The organism is Aurantimonas coralicida DSM 14790 (genome assembly GCF_000421645.1).
In the GTDB taxonomy this organism is placed as follows: domain Bacteria; phylum Pseudomonadota; class Alphaproteobacteria; order Rhizobiales; family Rhizobiaceae; genus Aurantimonas; species Aurantimonas coralicida.
The window spans coordinates 500,146-517,623 of record NZ_ATXK01000001.1 but is presented as its reverse complement, the minus strand read 5'-3'; the positions used below and the strand labels follow the sequence as shown (position 1 = coordinate 517,623).

General features: G+C 68.8%; 14 protein-coding genes and 3 tRNA genes. 11 read left to right on the top strand and 6 right to left on the bottom strand.

The window, feature by feature from the left end; translation table 11 throughout:
• Positions 1-58 precede the first annotated feature (58 nt).
• The 4 genes from H536_RS0102435 to H536_RS0102420 all read left to right on the top strand — a co-directional run bounded on the left by H536_RS0102435 (position 59) and on the right by H536_RS0102420 (position 5,494).
• Entirely contained in the window at positions 59-1,090 is a 1,032-nt protein-coding gene (locus H536_RS0102435) for a sodium:calcium antiporter (RefSeq protein ID WP_024348947.1), read from the top strand.
• A gap of 117 nt (positions 1,091-1,207) precedes the next feature.
• Positions 1,208-2,416: a 3-oxoadipyl-CoA thiolase gene (gene pcaF, locus H536_RS0102430; RefSeq protein ID WP_024348946.1), complete on the top strand. Its 1,209-nt coding sequence runs from the start codon at positions 1,208-1,210 to the stop codon at positions 2,414-2,416.
• Between the two features lie 348 nt (positions 2,417-2,764).
• On the top strand, positions 2,765-3,589 hold the full coding sequence (locus tag H536_RS0102425; RefSeq protein ID WP_024348945.1) for a substrate-binding domain-containing protein: 825 nt from the start codon (positions 2,765-2,767) through the stop codon (positions 3,587-3,589).
• 6 nt (positions 3,590-3,595) lie between these two features.
• Positions 3,596-5,494, top strand: coding sequence for a putative bifunctional diguanylate cyclase/phosphodiesterase (locus H536_RS0102420; RefSeq protein ID WP_024348944.1), 1,899 nt, complete (start codon positions 3,596-3,598; stop codon positions 5,492-5,494).
• Between the two features lie 120 nt (positions 5,495-5,614).
• On the opposite strand, the gene H536_RS0102415 is transcribed toward H536_RS0102420, so the two are convergent.
• Positions 5,615-5,690 (bottom strand) — tRNA-Phe (locus H536_RS0102415).
• A gap of 327 nt (positions 5,691-6,017) precedes the next feature.
• Between H536_RS0102415 and H536_RS0102410 the strand changes: the two genes are divergently transcribed.
• Positions 6,018-6,092: transfer RNA gene (locus H536_RS0102410), tRNA-Thr, on the top strand.
• An 11-nt stretch (positions 6,093-6,103) separates the two neighbouring features.
• Here the strand turns inward: H536_RS0102410 and H536_RS0102405 are convergent.
• A complete protein-coding gene (locus H536_RS0102405; protein ID WP_024348943.1) occupies positions 6,104-7,267 on the bottom strand; it encodes a glycosyltransferase family 4 protein in 1,164 nt (387 codons plus the stop codon).
• A gap of 231 nt (positions 7,268-7,498) precedes the next feature.
• Here H536_RS0102405 and H536_RS0102400 point away from each other — a divergent pair, with 231 nt between their 5' ends.
• Positions 7,499-8,929 (top strand): phosphomannomutase, encoded by a 1,431-nt coding sequence (locus H536_RS0102400; protein WP_024348942.1) that lies wholly within the window; start codon positions 7,499-7,501, stop codon positions 8,927-8,929.
• 145 nt (positions 8,930-9,074) lie between these two features.
• On the opposite strand, the gene H536_RS0102395 is transcribed toward H536_RS0102400, so the two are convergent.
• Positions 9,075-10,496: a mannose-1-phosphate guanylyltransferase/mannose-6-phosphate isomerase gene (locus H536_RS0102395; protein WP_024348941.1), complete on the bottom strand. Its 1,422-nt coding sequence runs from the start codon at positions 10,494-10,496 to the stop codon at positions 9,075-9,077.
• A gap of 278 nt (positions 10,497-10,774) precedes the next feature.
• On the opposite strand from H536_RS0102395, the gene H536_RS0102390 reads away from it, so the two are divergent.
• From H536_RS0102390 to H536_RS0102380, 3 genes are all read left to right on the top strand, one after another.
• Positions 10,775-11,833, top strand: coding sequence for a sugar phosphate isomerase/epimerase family protein (locus H536_RS0102390; protein WP_024348940.1), 1,059 nt, complete (start codon positions 10,775-10,777; stop codon positions 11,831-11,833).
• A gap of 14 nt (positions 11,834-11,847) precedes the next feature.
• Positions 11,848-13,017, top strand: coding sequence for a Gfo/Idh/MocA family protein (locus tag H536_RS0102385; protein ID WP_024348939.1), 1,170 nt, complete (start codon positions 11,848-11,850; stop codon positions 13,015-13,017).
• A 91-nt stretch (positions 13,018-13,108) separates the two neighbouring features.
• Entirely contained in the window at positions 13,109-14,137 is a 1,029-nt protein-coding gene (locus H536_RS0102380) for a LacI family DNA-binding transcriptional regulator (protein ID WP_024348938.1), read from the top strand.
• Positions 14,138-14,464: 327 nt separating this feature from the next.
• On the opposite strand, the gene H536_RS24230 is transcribed toward H536_RS0102380, so the two are convergent.
• On the bottom strand, positions 14,465-14,605 hold the full coding sequence (locus tag H536_RS24230) for a hypothetical protein (protein ID WP_154653357.1): 141 nt from the start codon (positions 14,603-14,605) through the stop codon (positions 14,465-14,467).
• Between the two features lie 371 nt (positions 14,606-14,976).
• On the opposite strand from H536_RS24230, the gene H536_RS24225 reads away from it, so the two are divergent.
• Positions 14,977-15,138: a hypothetical protein gene (locus H536_RS24225; protein ID WP_155898358.1), complete on the top strand. Its 162-nt coding sequence runs from the start codon at positions 14,977-14,979 to the stop codon at positions 15,136-15,138.
• A gap of 347 nt (positions 15,139-15,485) precedes the next feature.
• Here the strand turns inward: H536_RS24225 and H536_RS0102365 are convergent.
• Positions 15,486-15,560 (bottom strand) — tRNA-Val (locus tag H536_RS0102365).
• Positions 15,561-15,980: 420 nt separating this feature from the next.
• The gene (cpdR, locus tag H536_RS0102360; protein ID WP_009208652.1) at positions 15,981-16,346 is read right to left on the bottom strand and encodes a cell cycle two-component system response regulator CpdR; all 366 of its coding nucleotides are present in this window, start codon (positions 16,344-16,346) and stop codon (positions 15,981-15,983) included.
• A gap of 171 nt (positions 16,347-16,517) precedes the next feature.
• On the opposite strand from cpdR, the gene H536_RS0102355 reads away from it, so the two are divergent.
• Positions 16,518-17,402: an N-formylglutamate amidohydrolase gene (locus tag H536_RS0102355; RefSeq protein WP_029702597.1), complete on the top strand. Its 885-nt coding sequence runs from the start codon at positions 16,518-16,520 to the stop codon at positions 17,400-17,402.
• Positions 17,403-17,478: the final 76 nt, after the last annotated feature.

The following is a 17,478-nucleotide window of genomic DNA, read 5'->3' as shown; positions in this document are numbered from 1 at the left end:
CGCGGAGGGGCGCTGGCGCACGGGACCCGCCCGGTGAGGCACGACGAAAGGAGGCCACATGCTGGGCTTGCAGGATGCATCGATCTGGCTCGTGGGCGGCGCCTTTCTCGCGGCGGCCGTGGCCATCGGCTTTGCCGGGTTCCGGCTGTCCTATGTGGCCGACACCCTGGCCGACCGGACGGGCATGGGCGAGGTGGTGGCCGGCGCGCTGTTCGTCGGCGCGGCGACGTCGCTACCTGGGGCGATCACCTCGATCTCCACCGCCATGCAGGACGCGCCGGGCCTCGCCGTCGGCAACGCGCTGGGCGGCCTGACCGCCCAGACGGCCTTCATCGCCATCGCCGACCTGTTCTATCGCCGGGCCAATCTCGAACATGCCGCCGCCAGCGTGACCGGGCTGGCGCAGGGCGTGCTTCTGGTGGTGCTGCTGACCATCCCCCTGATCGCTTCGGCGGAGCCGCCGGTGACGATCTGGGGCGTGCATCCGGCCTCGGTGGTGATCCTGATCAGCTACGCCTTCGGCCTGAAGCTGCTTTCCGACATCAAGGACGACCCGATGTGGAAGCCGGTCCAGACATCGGAAACGCGGGAATCGCTGTCGGATCCGGAGGAGGGCGAGGATCGCGAATCCGGCCGCTCCCTGTGGGGCCGCTTCGCGCTCTATGCCGGGATCACCGCGGTGGCCGGCTACGTCATTGGCGAGGCGAGCCTTGCCCTCGTCGACATCACCGGCCTTTCGCAATCGGCGGTCGGCACGATTTTCTCGGCCGTCGCCAATTCGCTGCCGGAACTGGTCACGGCAATCGCCGCGGTGCGGATCGGCGCGGTGAGCCTGGCGGTGGGCGACGTGATCGGCGGCAATGCCTTCGAGGTGATGTTCCTCAGCGCCGCCGACTTCTTCTATGACGGCTCGATCTATGCGGCGATGGAGCCGCAGGACCGGACCACGGCGATCATCGCCATGCTGATGACCGGCGTGCTGCTGCTCGGCATGCTGCGGCGCGAGCGCACCGGCCCGGCGGGGATCGGCTTCGAGAGCGTGCTGGTGCTGCTGCTCTATGCCGGCTCGGTGGTGCTGATCTTCCTGTGATCGCCGGCCTGTGCCGCGCGCCGGGACCGTGCGCCGGAGGGCGGCGTCCGGCGGGGGCATTTCCTCGGCGGCGCTTAGCCGGCATAAAGCGGCCGAACGACACTGGGAGCCCCTGACATGATCGACGCCTTCATCTGCGACTATATCCGTACGCCCTTCGGCCGCTTCGGCGGTTCCCTGTCGGGGGTTCGCGCCGACGATCTGGGGGCGGTGCCGATGGCGGCGCTGATGGAGCGCAATCCGTCGGTCGACTGGGAGGCGGTGGACGACGTGTTCTATGGCTGCGCCAACCAGGCCGGCGAGGACAACCGCAACGTGGCGCGCATGTCGCTGCTTCTGGCCGGGCTGCCCACCAGCCTGCCGGGCGTGACGCTGAACCGGCTCTGCGGCTCGGGCATGGACGCGGTGATCACCGCGGCGCGGGCGATCCGCTCCGGCGAGATGGAGATCGCCATTGCCGGCGGCGTCGAATCCATGTCGCGCGCGCCCTTCGTCATGCCCAAGGCCGAGACGGCCTTCTCGCGCAATGCGGCGATCTACGACACGACCATCGGCTGGCGCTTCGTCAATCCGCTGATGAAGGCGCAATACGGCGTCGATTCGATGCCGGAGACCGGCGAGAACGTCGCCGCCGATTACGGCGTCACCCGCGAAGCCCAGGACGCCTTCGCCGTGCGCTCGCAGCACAAGGCCGCGGCGGCGCAGGCCTCGGGGCGGCTGGCCCGCGAGATCACGCCGGTGACGATCCCGCAGCGCAAGGGCGACCCGGTGGTGGTCGACACCGACGAGCATCCGCGCGGCGACACCACGGTGGAGAAGCTGGCCAGGCTGCCGACACCGTTCCGCAAGGAGGGCGGCACGGTGACCGCCGGCAACGCCTCGGGCGTCAATGACGGCGCCGCGGCGCTGATCATCGCCTCAGGCCCGGCGGCGCGCCGCTATGGGCTGAAGCCGATCGCGCGCATTCTCGGCGGGGCGACGGCCGGCGTCTCGCCGCGGGTCATGGGCATGGGGCCGGCGCCGGCCTCGCAGAAGCTCTGCGTGCGGCTGGGGCTCAACCCGACGGATTTCGACGTGATCGAACTGAACGAGGCCTTCGCGAGCCAGGGCATCGCGGTGCTGCGGGAACTGGGGATTTCCGAGGAGTCCGAGCATGTGAACCCGAATGGCGGCGCCATCGCCATCGGCCATCCGCTCGGCGCCTCGGGGGCGCGGATCACCGGCACGGCGGCGCTGGAGCTGTCGCTGACCGGCGCCCGCCGCGCCCTGGCGACCATGTGCATCGGCGTCGGCCAGGGCATCGCCATCGGCCTCGAGCGGGTCTGACCGTACGACAGCGGCGGCGGCGGATGCGCCGTCGCACTCCGCCCGCGGCGGCAATGTCCGGGGCCCATGGGGCGGGTCGTCGCGGATGGTGGCCGCATGTTGGCGGCCATTGCCGGGCTGTGCTCCCGGCGCAGCGTCATGGATCAAACCGGCCGGATCGACAAAGATTCGCCCGGTCCATGCGCAGGTTTTTTAACAGATTTCCGCGCAACTGGTCCTTGCGACGATGTTCTGGGCGCAATCATATCATAGTATTACTATGTCGTTGGTTGCAGATGCATGCAATTCTGCGTGGTAAGACTCCCCGATAACTCAGTCGTCCTTAGTATGGCCGCAGGGGAGTGCCCGATGCAGTACGTAACGAAAGCCGGAATCCGCAGCCTGTCGGTCGTGCTTGGCCTCGTGGCCTTCGGCCCCGCGGCCTCGGCGGATAGCTTGCGCATCGGCGGCACCGGCGTCGCGCTGGGCGGGATGAGCCTCCTGGCCGAGGCATTCGAAGCGGCGCATCCCGACACCGAGATCGACGTGTTGCCGAGCCTGGGCAGCAGCGGCGGCGTCAAGGCGCTCCTGGCCGGGGCCATCGACCTGTCGGTCAGCTCGCGGGCGCTCAAGGATGCCGAGACGGAACAGGGCGCCATCGCGCGGCTCTATGCGACGACCCCGCTGGCGGTCGTCACCTCGACCGGAACCGACGCTGAGGCGGTGACGACGCCGGACCTCGCGAAGATCTATGCCGGTACGCTGCGCGAATGGCCGTCGGGCGAGGCGATCCGGGTGGTGCTGCGGCCGGAATCGGAATCCGACACGCAGATCCTGCGCGGCCTGTCCGACGACATGGCCGCGGCGGTCGACGATGCGCTGAAACGGCCGGGCCTCGTCAGCGCCACCAACGACCAGGAAAATGCCGAGACGCTGGAGCGCCTGCCCGGCTCGGTGGGCGTCATCGCGCTCGGCCAGATCGCCACGGAAGGCCGCAAGCTGAAGGTGCTGGAACTCGACGGCATCCGGCCGACGCCGGGCGCCACCGACCCGCGCAGCCAGCGGCTGATCAAGAGCCTCTACATCGTCAGCACCGCGCAGACCGCGCCGGCCGCCGAGGCGTTTGTCGACTTCGTCTTCTCGCCGGAGGGCCGGGCCATCCTGGCGGCGAACGACCACACGCCCGCCGAGTAGCCGCCGATGATGTCGCAGCCCACCGAACGGGACGTGATCGCGCCGTCGATGCTGCGCTTCACGACCATCCTCGCGCTGGTCGTGTCGGTGCTCGTCGCCGTGGTGCCGCCGGCGCTGCATTTCTACTACGGCCTGCATTATGCCGAGGGGAGCCTCGCCGCCGAAGCCCGGCTGAATTCTCGGCTGGTGTCGCAGATCGTCGGGCGTAATCCGCAGATGTGGCAGTTCGAGACGCTGCGGATCGACGAGATCATCGCCTTCACCGACGCGACCATGACCAAGACCCTCCTGAATGCCGAGGGCGGGGAGGTGACCCGGATGGGCGCCGCGGCGCTGCCATGGCCGACGGTCACGACCGCCCACCCGGTCTATGATTCGGGGGCGGTGGCCGGCCGCATCCTGATCACCCAGAGCCTTGTCGCGCTGGCCAAGACCTCGGCCCTGCTGTTCCTCGTCTGCGCGGCCGGTGCGCTGGGGGTGTTCTTCGCCCTGCGCACGCTGCCGCTGCGGCTTCTCAGGCGGGCGGCGGACCGCGCCTCGTTCCTCGCCAGCCACGATCCGCTGACCCAGCTGCCGAACCGCTCGCTGTTCAACGAATGGCTGGTGCGATCGGTCGCCGATGTCGACCGGCAGGACGGCAGCATGGCGGTGCTGTGCCTCGACCTCGACCATTTCAAGGAGGTCAACGATCTCCTCGGCCATGCGGCCGGCGACGAATTGCTGCGCCAGGTTACCGAACGGATGACCGCGACCCTGCGGCGCAACGATGTCCTGGCGCGGCTGGGGGGCGACGAATTCGCGATCATCCAGAAGCATTTCGCGCAGCCGGCCGGCTCGGCGCGCCTCGCCGAACGCCTGATCGAGGAGCTGTCGAAGCCCTTCGACCTGTTGGGCAACGAGGTGATGATCGGCGTCAGCGTCGGCGTGGCGCTGCGCCGCGACCCGGAAGACCGCGACGGGCAGGATCTGCTGCGGCAGGCGGACATGGCGATGTACCGCGCCAAGAACGACGGGCGCGGCACGTTCCGCTATTTCGAAGAGGCGATGAACGACCGGCTGGTGGCCCGCAAGACGCTGGAGCTGGCGCTGCGCCACGCCATCGCGCGCAACGAATTGCAGCTGCACTACCAGCCGCAGATCGACTTGAAGACCAACAGCGTGAAGGGCGTCGAGGCGCTGATCCGCTGGTATCGGGGCGAGGACGGGATCGTCCAGCCGAACGACTTCATCCAGCTCGCCGAGGAGACCGGCCTGATCATCCCGATCGGCGAATGGGTCATCCGCGAAGCCTGCCGGCAGGCCGGTGACTGGCCGGAGCTGACCTTTGCGGTGAATGTCTCGCCGGTGCAGTTCCGCCATGGCAATCTCGTCGAGACCGTGCGCAGCGCGCTGGCGGAGGCGGGCGTCGAGCCGCATCGGCTGGAGATCGAGATCACCGAGAGCGTGCTCCTCACTCATACGGACGAGACCATCGAGACGCTGCGGGCGCTGCAGGCGATGGGGGTGCGGATCGCCATGGACGATTTCGGCACCGGCTATTCCAGCCTCAGCTATCTGCGCCGGTTCCCCTTCGACAAGATCAAGATCGACCGCTCGTTCACCTCCGACCTCGGCACCTGTTTCGATGCCGACAGCATCGTGGCGGCGGTGATCAATCTGGGCGCGGCGATGGGCATGGTCTCGAATGCGGAGGGCGTCGAAACCCTCGAGCAGGCGGAATTGCTGCGCGCCCAGGGCTGTAACGAGGTGCAGGGCTTCCTCTACAGCCGGCCGGTACCCTCGGCTTCGATCGCGCAATTGCTGGCGGACTGGAAGACCAAGGCGGCCGAACTGCAGTCTGCCGCCCCGGAGACCGTGGCCCAGCCCTTCGCGCGGTGCGCGCCCGAGCTGACGCAGGCGAGCTGACGCCGAACCAGGCGGTGCTTCCGACGACTGTCACCAACGCGGACGCTGCTGGCTGCACGCAACGCAGGCGGACGCGACGAGAACCGGCTGGCGGCGTTCAGATCATGGCTTTGGGAAAAGTGGTGCCCAGGGACGGAGTCGAACCGCCGACACTGCGATTTTCAGTCGCATGCTCTACCAACTGAGCTACCTGGGCGCCTGCCACCCGCGACGGCCTCGTGAGGCGTCCGGCGAAAGCTCGGGCCTTATAGAAAAGCTCCCGGCCCCTGTCCAGCGCTCTGTCATCGCAAATGCGAAAAAGTCTGGCGGGGCGTTGCGAACCGGCGTCCGGCCCTTGAGCGACAGGGCGCGGAGAGGGCGTTCGGTCCGAGGAGGACAGGGTTTCGTGACAGCGGGGCGACGGTCGCGCCGGTTTTGGCACGCGGCGTCGATGGGGAGAGGAGACGCTGCAGTGCAAAATCCGTCGGGAAGAGCCGAAATGACGGTTGACGCGCGCGGCGAAATCAAGGAAACAGCGCCCATCGCTGCCGTAGCTCAGGGGTAGAGCACTCCCTTGGTAAGGGAGAGGCCCGGGGTTCAAATCCCCGCGGCAGCACCATTTCTTCAAAATCACATCGTCTGGGCCAGGTCGCGGTAGAGCTTTGCCACGGCCTGTTCGACGTCGTCGGTCGTGTAGCCGCTGGCGACGCGGGCGCGGGCGGAGGCGCCCATGCGGGCGGCGAGCTCCGGCTCGCTTGCGAAGCGGGCGAGCGCGGCGGCAAAGCCCTGCGAATCGCCGGCCGGCAGAACGATGCCGTCCTCGCCGTCGCGCACGAAGTCGCCGCAGCCGGGCACCTTCGTGGTCAGGAGCGGGCGACCGCAGGCCGCGGCTTCCAGGAGCGTGCGCGGCAGGCCCTCGCCGCCGCGCGACGGCAGGCAGGCGACGTGATGGTCCGCCCAGACCGCGGCAACATCCTCGGTGCGGCCATGCCAGTCGATGAAGGGCTCGGCCGACCATTGCGCGAGCGTCTCGGCGGAAAAGGCGCGCGGATTGGACGGGTCGGGCGTGCCGTAGAGCGACAGGGTTACGTCGACGCCGCGGCCTCTGGCGAGGCGCACCGCCTCGACGATGGTGTCGATGCCCTTGGACCAGAGCATGCGCGCGACGACGGCGACCTTCAGGGGCGGGGCCGGAGGCAGCGGTGCCTGCGGATAGGCGGCGGGATCGATGCCGGCGCCGCCGACGACGAGGATGCGCGGCGAATCGGCGGGCAGGCGGAGGAAGCCGGCATCGCCGGTGTTCTCCAGAAGGAATCGCGTGCGCTTGCCGGTGAGGGCGACGCGGATGGTGGCGGCGATGGCGGCGCGGATCGCGCGGCCGGCCGTGTCGCTGCGGGCGCCGAGATAGCCGAGGCCGGTGACAGCGTAGATCCGGCGGGAGATGCCGGCGAGGCGGGCCGCGGCGCCGCCGACGAGAATCGAGCGCAGGGCGATGCAATGGACGATCGCCGGCTTCTCATGTTTCAGAATCCTGGTCATGCGCCACAGCGCCGAGGCAACGGCCTTGATGCCGACCTCGCGGCGTTCGGCCTCGAGCGGCACGATGCGGGCGCCGACCGCTTCGATGGGGCCGGCATGGTTGCGAACCCGGGTGACGACCACCGTCTCGAAGCCTGCATCGCGGGCGGCCCGCGCCATGGGCAGGAAATGCGAGACGAAGAACCAGTCCTCGGTGATGATGAACACCACCTTGGGGCGGGCCGGGGACTTTGTCGTGTCGGCGGGTCTTTCCACGAAACGGCCTTCTCGTGCTATCGCCGCTGTGCGGCAGGATGTGCGGGCCGGGGCCGCGGGTCTCGCCCTTAGATCAGAGCGTCGGTCCGGGCAAACACCGGTCGCAGGGGCAAGGGCTGCGCGCGCCATCGAAGGCAGCGAGGCTGGCGCCGGGACAGGGGGGTGCGCGATGGCTGTGCGACCGGGTCGTTACGGCTGGTCGCGGGGGGACGGACAAGCGGGAGACGACGGATGGATTCGCTGAAATTCGGAACGAGCGGGCTGCGCGGGCTGGTGAGCGACCTCATCGGCTGGCCGAGCTTCGGCTACACGCTGGCTTTCCTGCGCCATGTGCGGGACGGCGATCGGCCGGGCGCCGAGCAGATGGTGTTCTTCGGTCGCGATTTGCGGGCGAGCAGTCCGGAGATCCTCGAGGCCTGCATCGCGGCGGCCCATGCCGCCGGTTTCCGGGCGGTGGATTGCGGCGCGGTGCCGACCCCGGCGCTGGCGCTGGCGGCGATGCACCAGGGCTGCCCGGCGGTGATGATCACCGGCAGCCATATTCCAGACGACCGCAACGGGCTGAAATTCTACGGCCGTGGCGGCGAGATCACCAAGTCCGAGGAGACCGGCATCGCGGCCGAGTTCGCGGCCATTGCCGGTGCCGATCCGCGGCCCGGGCCGGAGGCCGGCGGTCAGGCGGCGGAACGCGATGCGCTGGCGGTGTTCGCCCGGCGCTATACCGACTTCTTCGCGCGCGATGCGCTGGCGGGGCTGACCATCGGCGTGTTCCAGCACAGCTCGGTCGCGCGCGACCTGCTGGCGGATCTCGTGGCGGCCCTCGGCGGCACGGCAGTGGCGCTCGGGCGCTCGGACGCCTTCGTGCCGGTGGATACGGAAGCGCACCGGCCGCAAGACGTGAAGCAGATCCGCGACTGGGCGGCAGAGGGCCGCTTCGATGCGATCGTCTCCACCGACGGCGATGGCGACCGGCCGCTAGTGGCGGACGCCAAGGGCGCGATCCTGCGCGGCGACGTGCTGGGGCTCCTGACCAGCCGGGCGCTGGGGCTCACGACGATCGTCACCCCGGTGACGTCGAGCTCGGCGGTGGAGACGTCCGGCATTGCGAACAAGGTGGTGCGCACGAAGGTCGGCTCGCCCTTCGTCATTGCCGGCATGGCCGAGGCGGCGCAGGCCGGCGCCGAGGGCATTGTCGGCTTCGAGGCGAATGGCGGCCTGCTGCTCGGCTCGGCGGTGACCCGCGACGGGCGCAGCCTGCCGGCGCTGCCGACCCGCGACAGCGTGCTGCCGATCCTCGCCACGCTGGCCATGGCCAGGCGGCGCGGCATGGACCTGGCGGCGCTGGTGGCCGAGCTCGATGCCGGCCATGCGGCGGCGCACCGGCTGCAGGATGTGCCGCAGGCGGCGAGCGGCAAATTCCTGACGGGGCTGGCCGAGGATTCGGAGTTTCGCGCCGGCTTCTTTGCGCCGGCGGGCACGGTCGCGTCGGTCGATGCGCTGGACGGCGTGCGGGTGATCCTCGACGCCGGGCCGGTGGTGCATTTCCGCGCCTCGGGCAACGCGCCGGAGCTGCGCTGCTACGTGGAGGCGGGATCGGAGGCGAAGGCGGCGGAGCTGCTGGCCTGGGGGCTGGCGGCGGCGGAGGCCGAGGTGCGGGGCTGACGGCGCCTGGCCGCATCGCGGCGCGACGGCCTGCGCCATCGGGACGGCGCTGAACCGGTGTGCCTGGCGTCCCGCCGGACGGGGTGACCGGAGCTGCCGGTGACCCGTTCAGGTGCCCAAGGGGCCTCGAGGGGCCGCCCGGCGGTCAGCCGCGGGCGTAGATGTCCTCGATGCGCACGATGTCGTCCTCGCCGGTATAGCTGCCGACCTGCACCTCGATGAGCTTCAGGTCGATCTTGCCGGGATTGTGCAGGCGGTGGACGCAGCCGATCGGCAGATAGGCGGCCTCGTTCTCGTGATAGAGGCGGACCTCGTCGTCGATGGTCACCTCGGCGGTGCCGTGGACGACGACCCAGTGCTCGGCGCGGTGGTGGTGGCGCTGCAGGCTGAGGCGGCCGCCCGGTTTGACGCAGATGTGCTTAACCTGGAAACGGTCGCCGATGTCGATGCGCTGGTACCAGCCCCAGGGGCGGTGGATGCGCAGATGCTCGCTGGCCTCGCTGCGGCCGGCCTTGCGCAGCTTGGCGACCATGCGCTTGACGTCGGGCGCGGCATCCTTGGCGGCGACCAGCACGGCGTCGTCGGTGGTGACGACCACGACATTGTCGAGGCCGAGGACGGTGGTCAGCACATCGTCGCTGCGCACGAAGCTGTTGGTCGTGTCGATGGCCGCGACATTGCCCTCGAAGACGTTGCCGTCGGCATCCTTGTCCTTGATCGCATGGAGCGAATCCCACGAGCCGATGTCGGACCAGCCGAAATCGGCCGCCAGCACGCCGCCGAGGCGGGTGGTTTCCATGACGGCGTAGTCGATGGACAGGGACGGCGAGCGGTTGAAGGCGTCGGCGTCGAGGCGGATGAAGTCGAGATCGGTGACCGCGGCGTCGAGGGCGCCTTCGGCCGCGACCAGGACGTCGGGCGCATGGGCACGCAGCTCGTCGAGCATGACGTTGGAGCGGAAGGCGAAATTGCCGCTGTTCCAGACGAAGCCGTCGGCGAGATAGGTCTCGGCCGTGGCGCGGTCGGGCTTTTCGACGAATTTGTCGAGGACATGGGCGCCGTGGCCGAGGGTCTCGGTGCCCGGGCGGATGTAGCCATAGGCGGTGGAGGGATGGTCCGGGGTGATGCCCAGGGTCATGATGCGGCCGCCGGCGGCGAGCTGCGCGGCGGTGGCGACGGCGGCGATGAAGCCGGGCTCGTCGCGGATGACATGGTCGGAGGCCAGCACCAGGCAGGTGGTGCCGGGGGCGCGGCGCTCGGCCATCAGCGCGCCGATCGCCACGGCCGGGGCGCTGTCGCGGCGCTCGGGCTCCAGCACGATGTCGGCGGTGATGCCGACGGCGGCGAGCTGTTCGGCGCAGATGAAGCGGAAATCGTTGTTGGTGACGACGATCGGCCGGCCAAAACCGTCGCCGGCGACCCGGCGGACCGTCGCCTGGAAGGGCGAGACGCCATCCTCAAGGAGCGCGATGAACTGCTTGGGCATCGTGTCGCGGGAGATCGGCCAGAGCCGGGTTCCGGCGCCGCCGGCCATGATGATCGGCAGGACCTGATCGCGCTGTTCCATGGCTTTCCTCGTCGTATCTGAACGTCCGGCATCGCACGGATGCATGACGGCTGCATGTGCCGGTGATCTGTCGGAACACTGCCCTTAGCTACCATGGCAGAGCAAGCGAGGGGGCGAAAGCGGCGCGGGATGGTTGATGCCGTGCTTCGTACGCGGCGGGAGAGCGCCAGCGGCGCGGCGTTTTGACAGGCGTACCTCAAGCGGCTTCTATGCGCCCCTGACGGGCTCCGGGACGGGGCCGGCGGCGCGGGGAGGCGCCGGGAACGGGGAGGCTTTCGATGAAGACGATGCAGGGGCCGGGGATTTTCCTGGCGCAGTTTCTCGGCGATTCGGCGCCGTTCGACGATCTGAAGTCCATCGCCGGCTGGGCGGCGGGGCATGGCTACAGGGGCGTGCAGCTGCCGACCTGGGACACACGGCTGATCGATCTGGAGAAGGCGGCCGGCTCGAAGGATTATTGCGACGAGATCGCCGGCATCTGCCGCGAGGCCGGCGTCGAGATCACCGACCTCTCGACCCATCTGCAGGGCCAGCTCGTCGCCGTGCATCCGGCCTTCGACGAGGCCTTCGACGGTTTCGCGGTGCCGGAGGTGCGGGGCGATCCGAAGGCGCGGCAGGCCTGGGCGGTGGAGCAGATGAAGCTGGCGGCGAAGGCCTCGGCGCATTTCGGCTTCCAGAGCCACGTGACCTTTCCGGGCGCGCTGGCCTGGCCGTTCCTCTATCCCTGGCCGCAGCGGCCGGCGGGGCTGGTCGACACGGCCTTCGAGGAACTGGCGAAACGCTGGGTGCCGATCCTCGACGCCTTCGACGCGGCGGGCTGCGACGTCGGCTACGAGATCCATCCGGGCGAGGACGTCTTCGATGGCGCGACCTTCGAGATGTTCCTTCAGGCCTGCGGCGACCATCCGCGCTGCCAGATCAATTACGACCCGTCGCATTTCCTCTTGCAGCAGCTCGATTACCTTGAGTTCATCGACATCTATCACGAGCGGATCTGCGCCTTCCACGTGAAGGACGCCGAGTTCAATCCGACCGGCCGGCAGGGCGTCTATTCGGGCTACCAGCCCTGGACGAAACGGGCCGGGCGGTTCCGCTCGCTGGGCGACGGGCAGGTGGATTTCGCCGGGATCTTCTCCAAGCTCGCCGAATACGACTATGATTCCTGGGCGGTGCTGGAATGGGAGTGCTGCCTGAAGAGCCCCGAGCAGGGGGCGGCCGAGGGGGCGCCGTTCATCGCCAGCCACATCATCGAGGTGACCGACAAGGCCTTCGACGATTTCGCGGCGGGCGGGACGGACGCGGCGGCGAACCGGCGCATGCTGGGCATCGAGGGCTGAGGGGAGAACGCATCATGACGAGCGAGGAACAGGACACAGAGCGACCACGCCGCATACGGCTGGGTATGGTCGGCGGCGGGCAGGGCGCCTTCATCGGCGGCGTGCACCGGATCGCGGCGCGCATCGACGACCGGTTCGAGCTGGTCGCCGGGGCGCTGTCCTCGACGCCGGAAAAGGCGCTGGCATCGGCGGCCGAGATCGGCCTCGATCCCGAACGCAGCTACGGCTCCTATGTGGAGATGGCGGCGACCGAGGCGGAACGCGAGGACGGCATCGAGGCGGTGGCGATCGTCACGCCGAACCACATGCATTTTCCGGTCGCCAAGACGTTTCTGGAGGTCGGCATCCACGTCATCTGCGACAAGCCGATGACGACGACGCTCGCCGAGGCGCAGGAGCTGGCGGAGATCGCCGCGGCCTCGGGCAAGATCTTCGTCCTGACCCACAATTACACCGGCTATCCGATGATCCGGCAGGCCCGGGCGATGGTGGCGGCGGGGGATCTGGGAAAGATCCGGATGGTGCATGCCGAATACATCCAGGACTGGCTGGCCGACCGGGCCGAGGATACCGGCTCCAAGCAGGCGGGCTGGCGCGTCGATCCGGCGAAGGCCGGGGCCGGCGGCTCGATCGGCGACATCGGCACGCACGCCCACAACCTTGCCTGCTTCGTCACCGGGCTGAAGGTGGAGCGCCTGTCGGCGGATCTGTCATCCTTCGTGGAAGGGCGCGAGCTCGACGACAATGCAAACATGCTCTTGCGCTTTGCCGGCGGGGCGAAGGGCATGTTGTGGGCGAGCCAGGTGGCGGTCGGCAACGAGAACGGGCTGTCGCTGCGGGTCTATGGCGACAAGGGCGGGCTGGAATGGCGCCAGGAGGAGCCGAACCGGCTGTGGTTCACGCCGCTGGGCGAGCCGAAGCGGCTCCTGACCCGCGGCGGGGCCGGGGCGAACGCGGCGGCGGCGGCCGTCTCGCGCATCCCGGCCGGCCATCCGGAAGGCTATCTGGAAGGGTTCGCGACGATCTATGCCGAGGCGGCGGAGCTGATCCATGCATCGGACGCCGGCGAGGCGCCGCCGGACGGGCTGGCGCTGCCGACCCTGGCGGACGGAATCGACGGCCTCGCCTTCATCGAGGCCTGCGTGGCGTCGTCGCAGAATGACGGGGCGTGGACGGCGCTCTGACGCGCGGCCCGCCCTGCGCCGGCCGGTACGGCCCTGGCCGGGACGACCGGCTGGCGGGACCGATGGGAACTGACGACATGGACGAGGCGTGATGTCGCGACCGACGATCCGGGACGTCGCCCGTGCGGCGGGGGTGAGTCTGGCCACGGTGGACCGGGTTCTGAACCGGCGGGCCGGCGTGCGGGCGAAGACCGTCGCCAAGGTCGAGGAGGCGATGCAGCGCCTCGACTTCACCCGCGACATCACCGCCGCGAATCTGTCGAAGAAGCGCCGCTACCGGCTGAGCTTCCTTTTGCCGGACGGCGACAACAGCTTCATGCGCGGGCTGGCGGCGGCGGTGCAGGCGACCTCGCGGCACTCGTCGCTGGAGCGCGCCGAGGTGACCGTCACCATGGTGCCGGCCTTTGACGGGCCGGCGCTGGTGCGGGCCCTCGACGCCATCGACCGCACGGCGACGGACGGCGTGGCGGTGGTGGCGACCGATGCGGCAGAGGTGCGCGACGCGATCGGCCGGCTGACCGGCGAGGGTGTGCGGGTGGTGACGCTGGTCAGCGACCTGCCCGGTTCCAGCCGCGACCGCTTCGTGGGGATCGACAATGTCGTGGCGGGCCGCACGGCCGCCGGTTTGCTCGGCCGCTTCTGCGGCGGCGCGCCGGGACGGATCGCCGTGGTCGCCGGGTCGATGCTGCTGCGCGACCATGTCGAGCGGCGGCAGGGATTCGAGACGGTGATGCGGGAACACTATCCGCATCTGACCGTGCTGCCGTCGCTGGAAGGGCTGGACGATGCCGAGCGGGTGGCGTCGCTTCTGGGCGAGATGCTGGCGCAAGACGGCGAGATCGCCGGGCTCTACAGCCTCGGCGCGGGCAATCGCGGGGTGGTGACGGCGCTGGAACGGGCCGGGCTTGCCGGCCGGGTGCGCGTGGTGGCGCACGAGGTCAGCCCGCATGCGCGCGCGGCGCTGCACGACGGCATCTTCGATGCGGTGATCAACCAGGATGCCGGGCACGAGGCGCGCAGCGCCGTGCGCATCCTGAAGGCGCTGATCGACGACCGGCCGGTGCTGGAAGCGCAGGAGCAGATCCGCATCGACATCTTCATGCGGGACAATCTGCCGTAGCGCGGCGAACCGGTGCAGCCCCGGTCATGGGACCGAAGGCGATCGGGTCGCGACGACGCGTTCTGCACAATTTTCAGGCAGCGACGGATTGACGTCTGGTAAGCTTAGGATAGCGTGTGTCGTCTTCCCCGGGGGTGGGCAATCTCGGAAGGGAAGATACGAGGCGGCTCGGTGCGCTCCCAACGTGCCGGGCCGCCGCTGCCGGTCAGGGACCGGTTGGGCAGTCGGACACATGGCGGGCCGGCCGGATGGCGGGCCGGGGCCGACACGCGGTCGGCAACCGGCCTGATCGTATCACAAGGGACAGGCTGCCCCCCGTGTGCCTGTTCAGCCTTCGAGCTTCGAACGGGCGCTGTCTTCCAGGTGATAGATGCGGACGCGGGCGATCTCGCGCTCGACGGAGCGGAAGCGGGCGTCGACGAAGGCGTTGTACATGCGGCGCATCGTGCTCGGGCGGGTGGTGGCCATGATCTCTCTCCAATGTTGTCCGGGGCGGCGCCAGCGTGTCCGGCGCGTCGTTCCGATGAGCGAGATATAGGAGGTCTTGCTGCGCTGCGGTATCGGGATGCTTGCAGGTGAGCCATGCGGTGAGCGCATGGGCGAACGGGGCGTCGTTAAGCCTTCGTCAAGGAAGACCGGCCCGCTTGCGTGCCGCGGCTGGGAGCCCTGCACTTATGCACGCCCGGGTCGCAAAGGAGTTGTGTTAGGCGGGCAAATATCGTTCTGGTTGCTAAGTCAGCGCGCTGCATATAATCATTCCCGCTGGGGAGAGGTATATGCGTCAAGCGTTGTTGTATCGTCTAGGTTTTCTCGGTCCATGGCAAGCGTATCTCAGGATCATGCTTCGTCGCAGGCCCGGCGACGAGAACTGGCAGAAGCGATATCTCTACCCCTTCGACTATATCGAAGCGCGGTGGGCCGACAATCGCTGGGAAACGCGGCCCTATAACAAGACCGACCGCGAAATCGAAGACGAACTCGTCGATACGCAGACCTGGTAACTGTCGCCGGTTGCAGGCATCGGGCGTCCGAGACCGTGTCCGGATGCCCCTGGGCCGTCCAGACGATCCCTCTCTCCGGCAGAAGCGAAGCTGCGGTTCCCTGTCCTCTCCACGGGAGGGGAGGCGAGAGGTTGCACCGGCCGAGCGCGTGGCCGCACCGACATTCGAATCGGGCTCGGGCCATCGCAGCCGCTGTCTGCCGCGGGGCGCTTGGCATTGTCGTGCCGTGAAAGGCGTCAGGTGGAGAAACAGCCTGTGGGCGCAGAGACGCTGCGGCTGCGTCGCGCATCCGAACATGACGTTCGATTCCAGTGACGGGGCAGGCGTTTTTTCCGGGAAGGTTCGGATGGTGGGCGTGACAGGGATTGAACCTGTGACCCCTTCGATGTCAACGAAGTGCTCTCCCGCTGAGCTACACGCCCATCCGACGAGGCGGCTTTGACCACAGACCAAAGCGGTCGTCAATAGGGTCTTGCGGCCATTTTCGCGAAGAATTCGATGGCCGGTCCGACGGTCGCCGGAGCCGGTGCGCGGCAGGCGGATCGGCACCGGGAATGCCGTGATCCGGCAGGCAGCTTGCGCCAGGCGCTAGAGCCGCGCCGGACCGAGGAGCCGCGGCGGGCGGTGATCCCGCGCGGCAGCGGATCGGCGCCGGGAATGCCGCCATCTGATGGGCGGCTTGCGCTAGCGTTAGAGCCGCGCCGGACGGAAAAGCCGCGGCGGGCGGTGATCCCGCGGGGCAGGGGATCGGCGCGCTGGCGCCCGGCCTGCCTCTGCGCAGGACCGGGGTTGGCGAGCGACGCGATTCCGTGTCGCTCAGGCGCCCGTGAGGGTTCAGCCGGTCAGGCGGCGTCCTCGAGCATGCGGGCGACCTCGTCGACCAGCTCACGCAGATGGAAGGGCTTCGACAGGATCTTGGCGTCCTTGGGAGCCTTGGAATCGGGATTGAGCGCGACGGCGGCAAAGCCGGTAATGAACATCACCTTGAGGTCGGGATCGAGCTCGGTGGCGCGGCGCGCCAGCTCGATGCCGTCCATCTCCGGCATGACGATGTCGGTCAGGAGCAGCGAGAAGGGCTCCTCGCGCAGGCGCTCATAGGCGCTGCCGCCATTGTCGTAGCTGACCACTTCGTAGCCGGCCCGCTCCAGCGCCTTGGCGAGGAAACGGCGCATATCGTTGTCGTCTTCGGCGAGTAGAATCTTTGACATTCACGTTATCCGGATACGCCGGGCGCAACGATGCCGGCGGCTGTTCATTGAGGTCGCAATTCCATAGCAGAATGCCGGAACTTTTTCTAAAAGGAATCAGGATCCGGCGGTGGACGGCGGATTTTTCGGTGCGCCATCCAACCGGAAGGGGACAGTTTGGCGAACATACCCATGATCACGACGGCCGGCGGGGCAGTTCCCGCCTTCGAAGTCGTCGAACCGGCCGAGCCGACCATCCCCTTCGTCTTCTGCTCTCCCCACAGCGGTCGCGACTATCCCGCCGATTTTCTGGCGGCGACGCGGCTGCCGGGCGATTCGATCCGCCGGTCGGAGGATCTGTTCGTCGACCAGCTGTTCGAATGCGTGCCCAGACTCGGCGCGCCGCTGATCCGGGCGCGGTTCCCGCGGGCGTTTCTCGACGTCAATCGCGAGCCCTACGAGCTCGACCCGCAGATGTTCTGCGAGCCGCTGCCCGACTACGTCAATGTCGGCTCGGTGCGGGTGACGGGCGGGCTCGGCACGATCCCGCGGATCGTCGCTGAAAACGAGGAGATCTACCGCAAGCGGTTGTCGCTCGCCGAGGCGATCGGCCGGATCGAGACGATCTACAAGCCGTTCCACGCGGCTGTCGAAGAGCGGCTGCGGCGCACGAAGGAGCGATTCGGCATGGCGATCCTGGTGGATTGCCACTCGATGCCGTCGAGCGTGCGGGCGCTACCGGGCGGCCGGCGGCCGGACATGGTGCTGGGCGACCGCTACGGCACCAGCGCCGGCGCCCGGCTCGTGGCCATCGCCACCGGCCGGTTGACGCGGCTGGGCTACGACGTGGCGCGCAACAAGCCCTATGCCGGCGGCTACATCACCGAGCGCTACGGTCGGCCGGCGATCGGCCAGCACGCGATCCAGATCGAGATCAATCGCGGGCTCTATGCCGACGAGCGCATCTATCGCCCGCATGCCGGCTTCGAGGTGCTGGCGGAGCGGCTGGCGGCCTTCGTCGCGGGCTTCGCGGAGGATGTGGACGCCGATTACGGGCTGCCGGCGGCGGCGGAATAGGCCTGCCGGTCATCCGGTCTTCAACGCGAAAAAAAACCGCACTGCGGGAGGGCAGCGCGGTCTGAGTCTAGGGAGG

What these genes read in the sequence shown, in the direction of transcription:
- H536_RS0102355 (WP_029702597.1), top strand. Translation starts at nt 16,518, where the DNA reads ATGATCACGACGGCCGGCGGGGCAGTTCCCGCCTTCGAAGTCGTCGAA.
- H536_RS0102435 (WP_024348947.1), top strand. Translation starts at nt 59, where the DNA reads ATGCTGGGCTTGCAGGATGCATCGATCTGGCTCGTGGGCGGCGCCTTT.
- H536_RS0102400 (WP_024348942.1), top strand. Translation starts at nt 7,499, where the DNA reads ATGGATTCGCTGAAATTCGGAACGAGCGGGCTGCGCGGGCTGGTGAGC.
- H536_RS0102390 (WP_024348940.1), top strand. Translation starts at nt 10,775, where the DNA reads ATGAAGACGATGCAGGGGCCGGGGATTTTCCTGGCGCAGTTTCTCGGC.
- H536_RS24225 (WP_155898358.1), top strand. Translation starts at nt 14,977, where the DNA reads ATGCTTCGTCGCAGGCCCGGCGACGAGAACTGGCAGAAGCGATATCTC.
- H536_RS24230 (WP_154653357.1), bottom strand. Translation starts at nt 14,605, where the DNA reads ATGGCCACCACCCGCCCGAGCACGATGCGCCGCATGTACAACGCCTTC.
- H536_RS0102425 (WP_024348945.1), top strand. Translation starts at nt 2,765, where the DNA reads ATGCAGTACGTAACGAAAGCCGGAATCCGCAGCCTGTCGGTCGTGCTT.
- cpdR (WP_009208652.1), bottom strand. Translation starts at nt 16,346, where the DNA reads ATGTCAAAGATTCTACTCGCCGAAGACGACAACGATATGCGCCGTTTC.
- H536_RS0102380 (WP_024348938.1), top strand. Translation starts at nt 13,109, where the DNA reads ATGTCGCGACCGACGATCCGGGACGTCGCCCGTGCGGCGGGGGTGAGT.
- pcaF (WP_024348946.1), top strand. Translation starts at nt 1,208, where the DNA reads ATGATCGACGCCTTCATCTGCGACTATATCCGTACGCCCTTCGGCCGC.
- H536_RS0102385 (WP_024348939.1), top strand. Translation starts at nt 11,848, where the DNA reads ATGACGAGCGAGGAACAGGACACAGAGCGACCACGCCGCATACGGCTG.
- H536_RS0102420 (WP_024348944.1), top strand. Translation starts at nt 3,596, where the DNA reads ATGATGTCGCAGCCCACCGAACGGGACGTGATCGCGCCGTCGATGCTG.
- H536_RS0102395 (WP_024348941.1), bottom strand. Translation starts at nt 10,496, where the DNA reads ATGGAACAGCGCGATCAGGTCCTGCCGATCATCATGGCCGGCGGCGCC.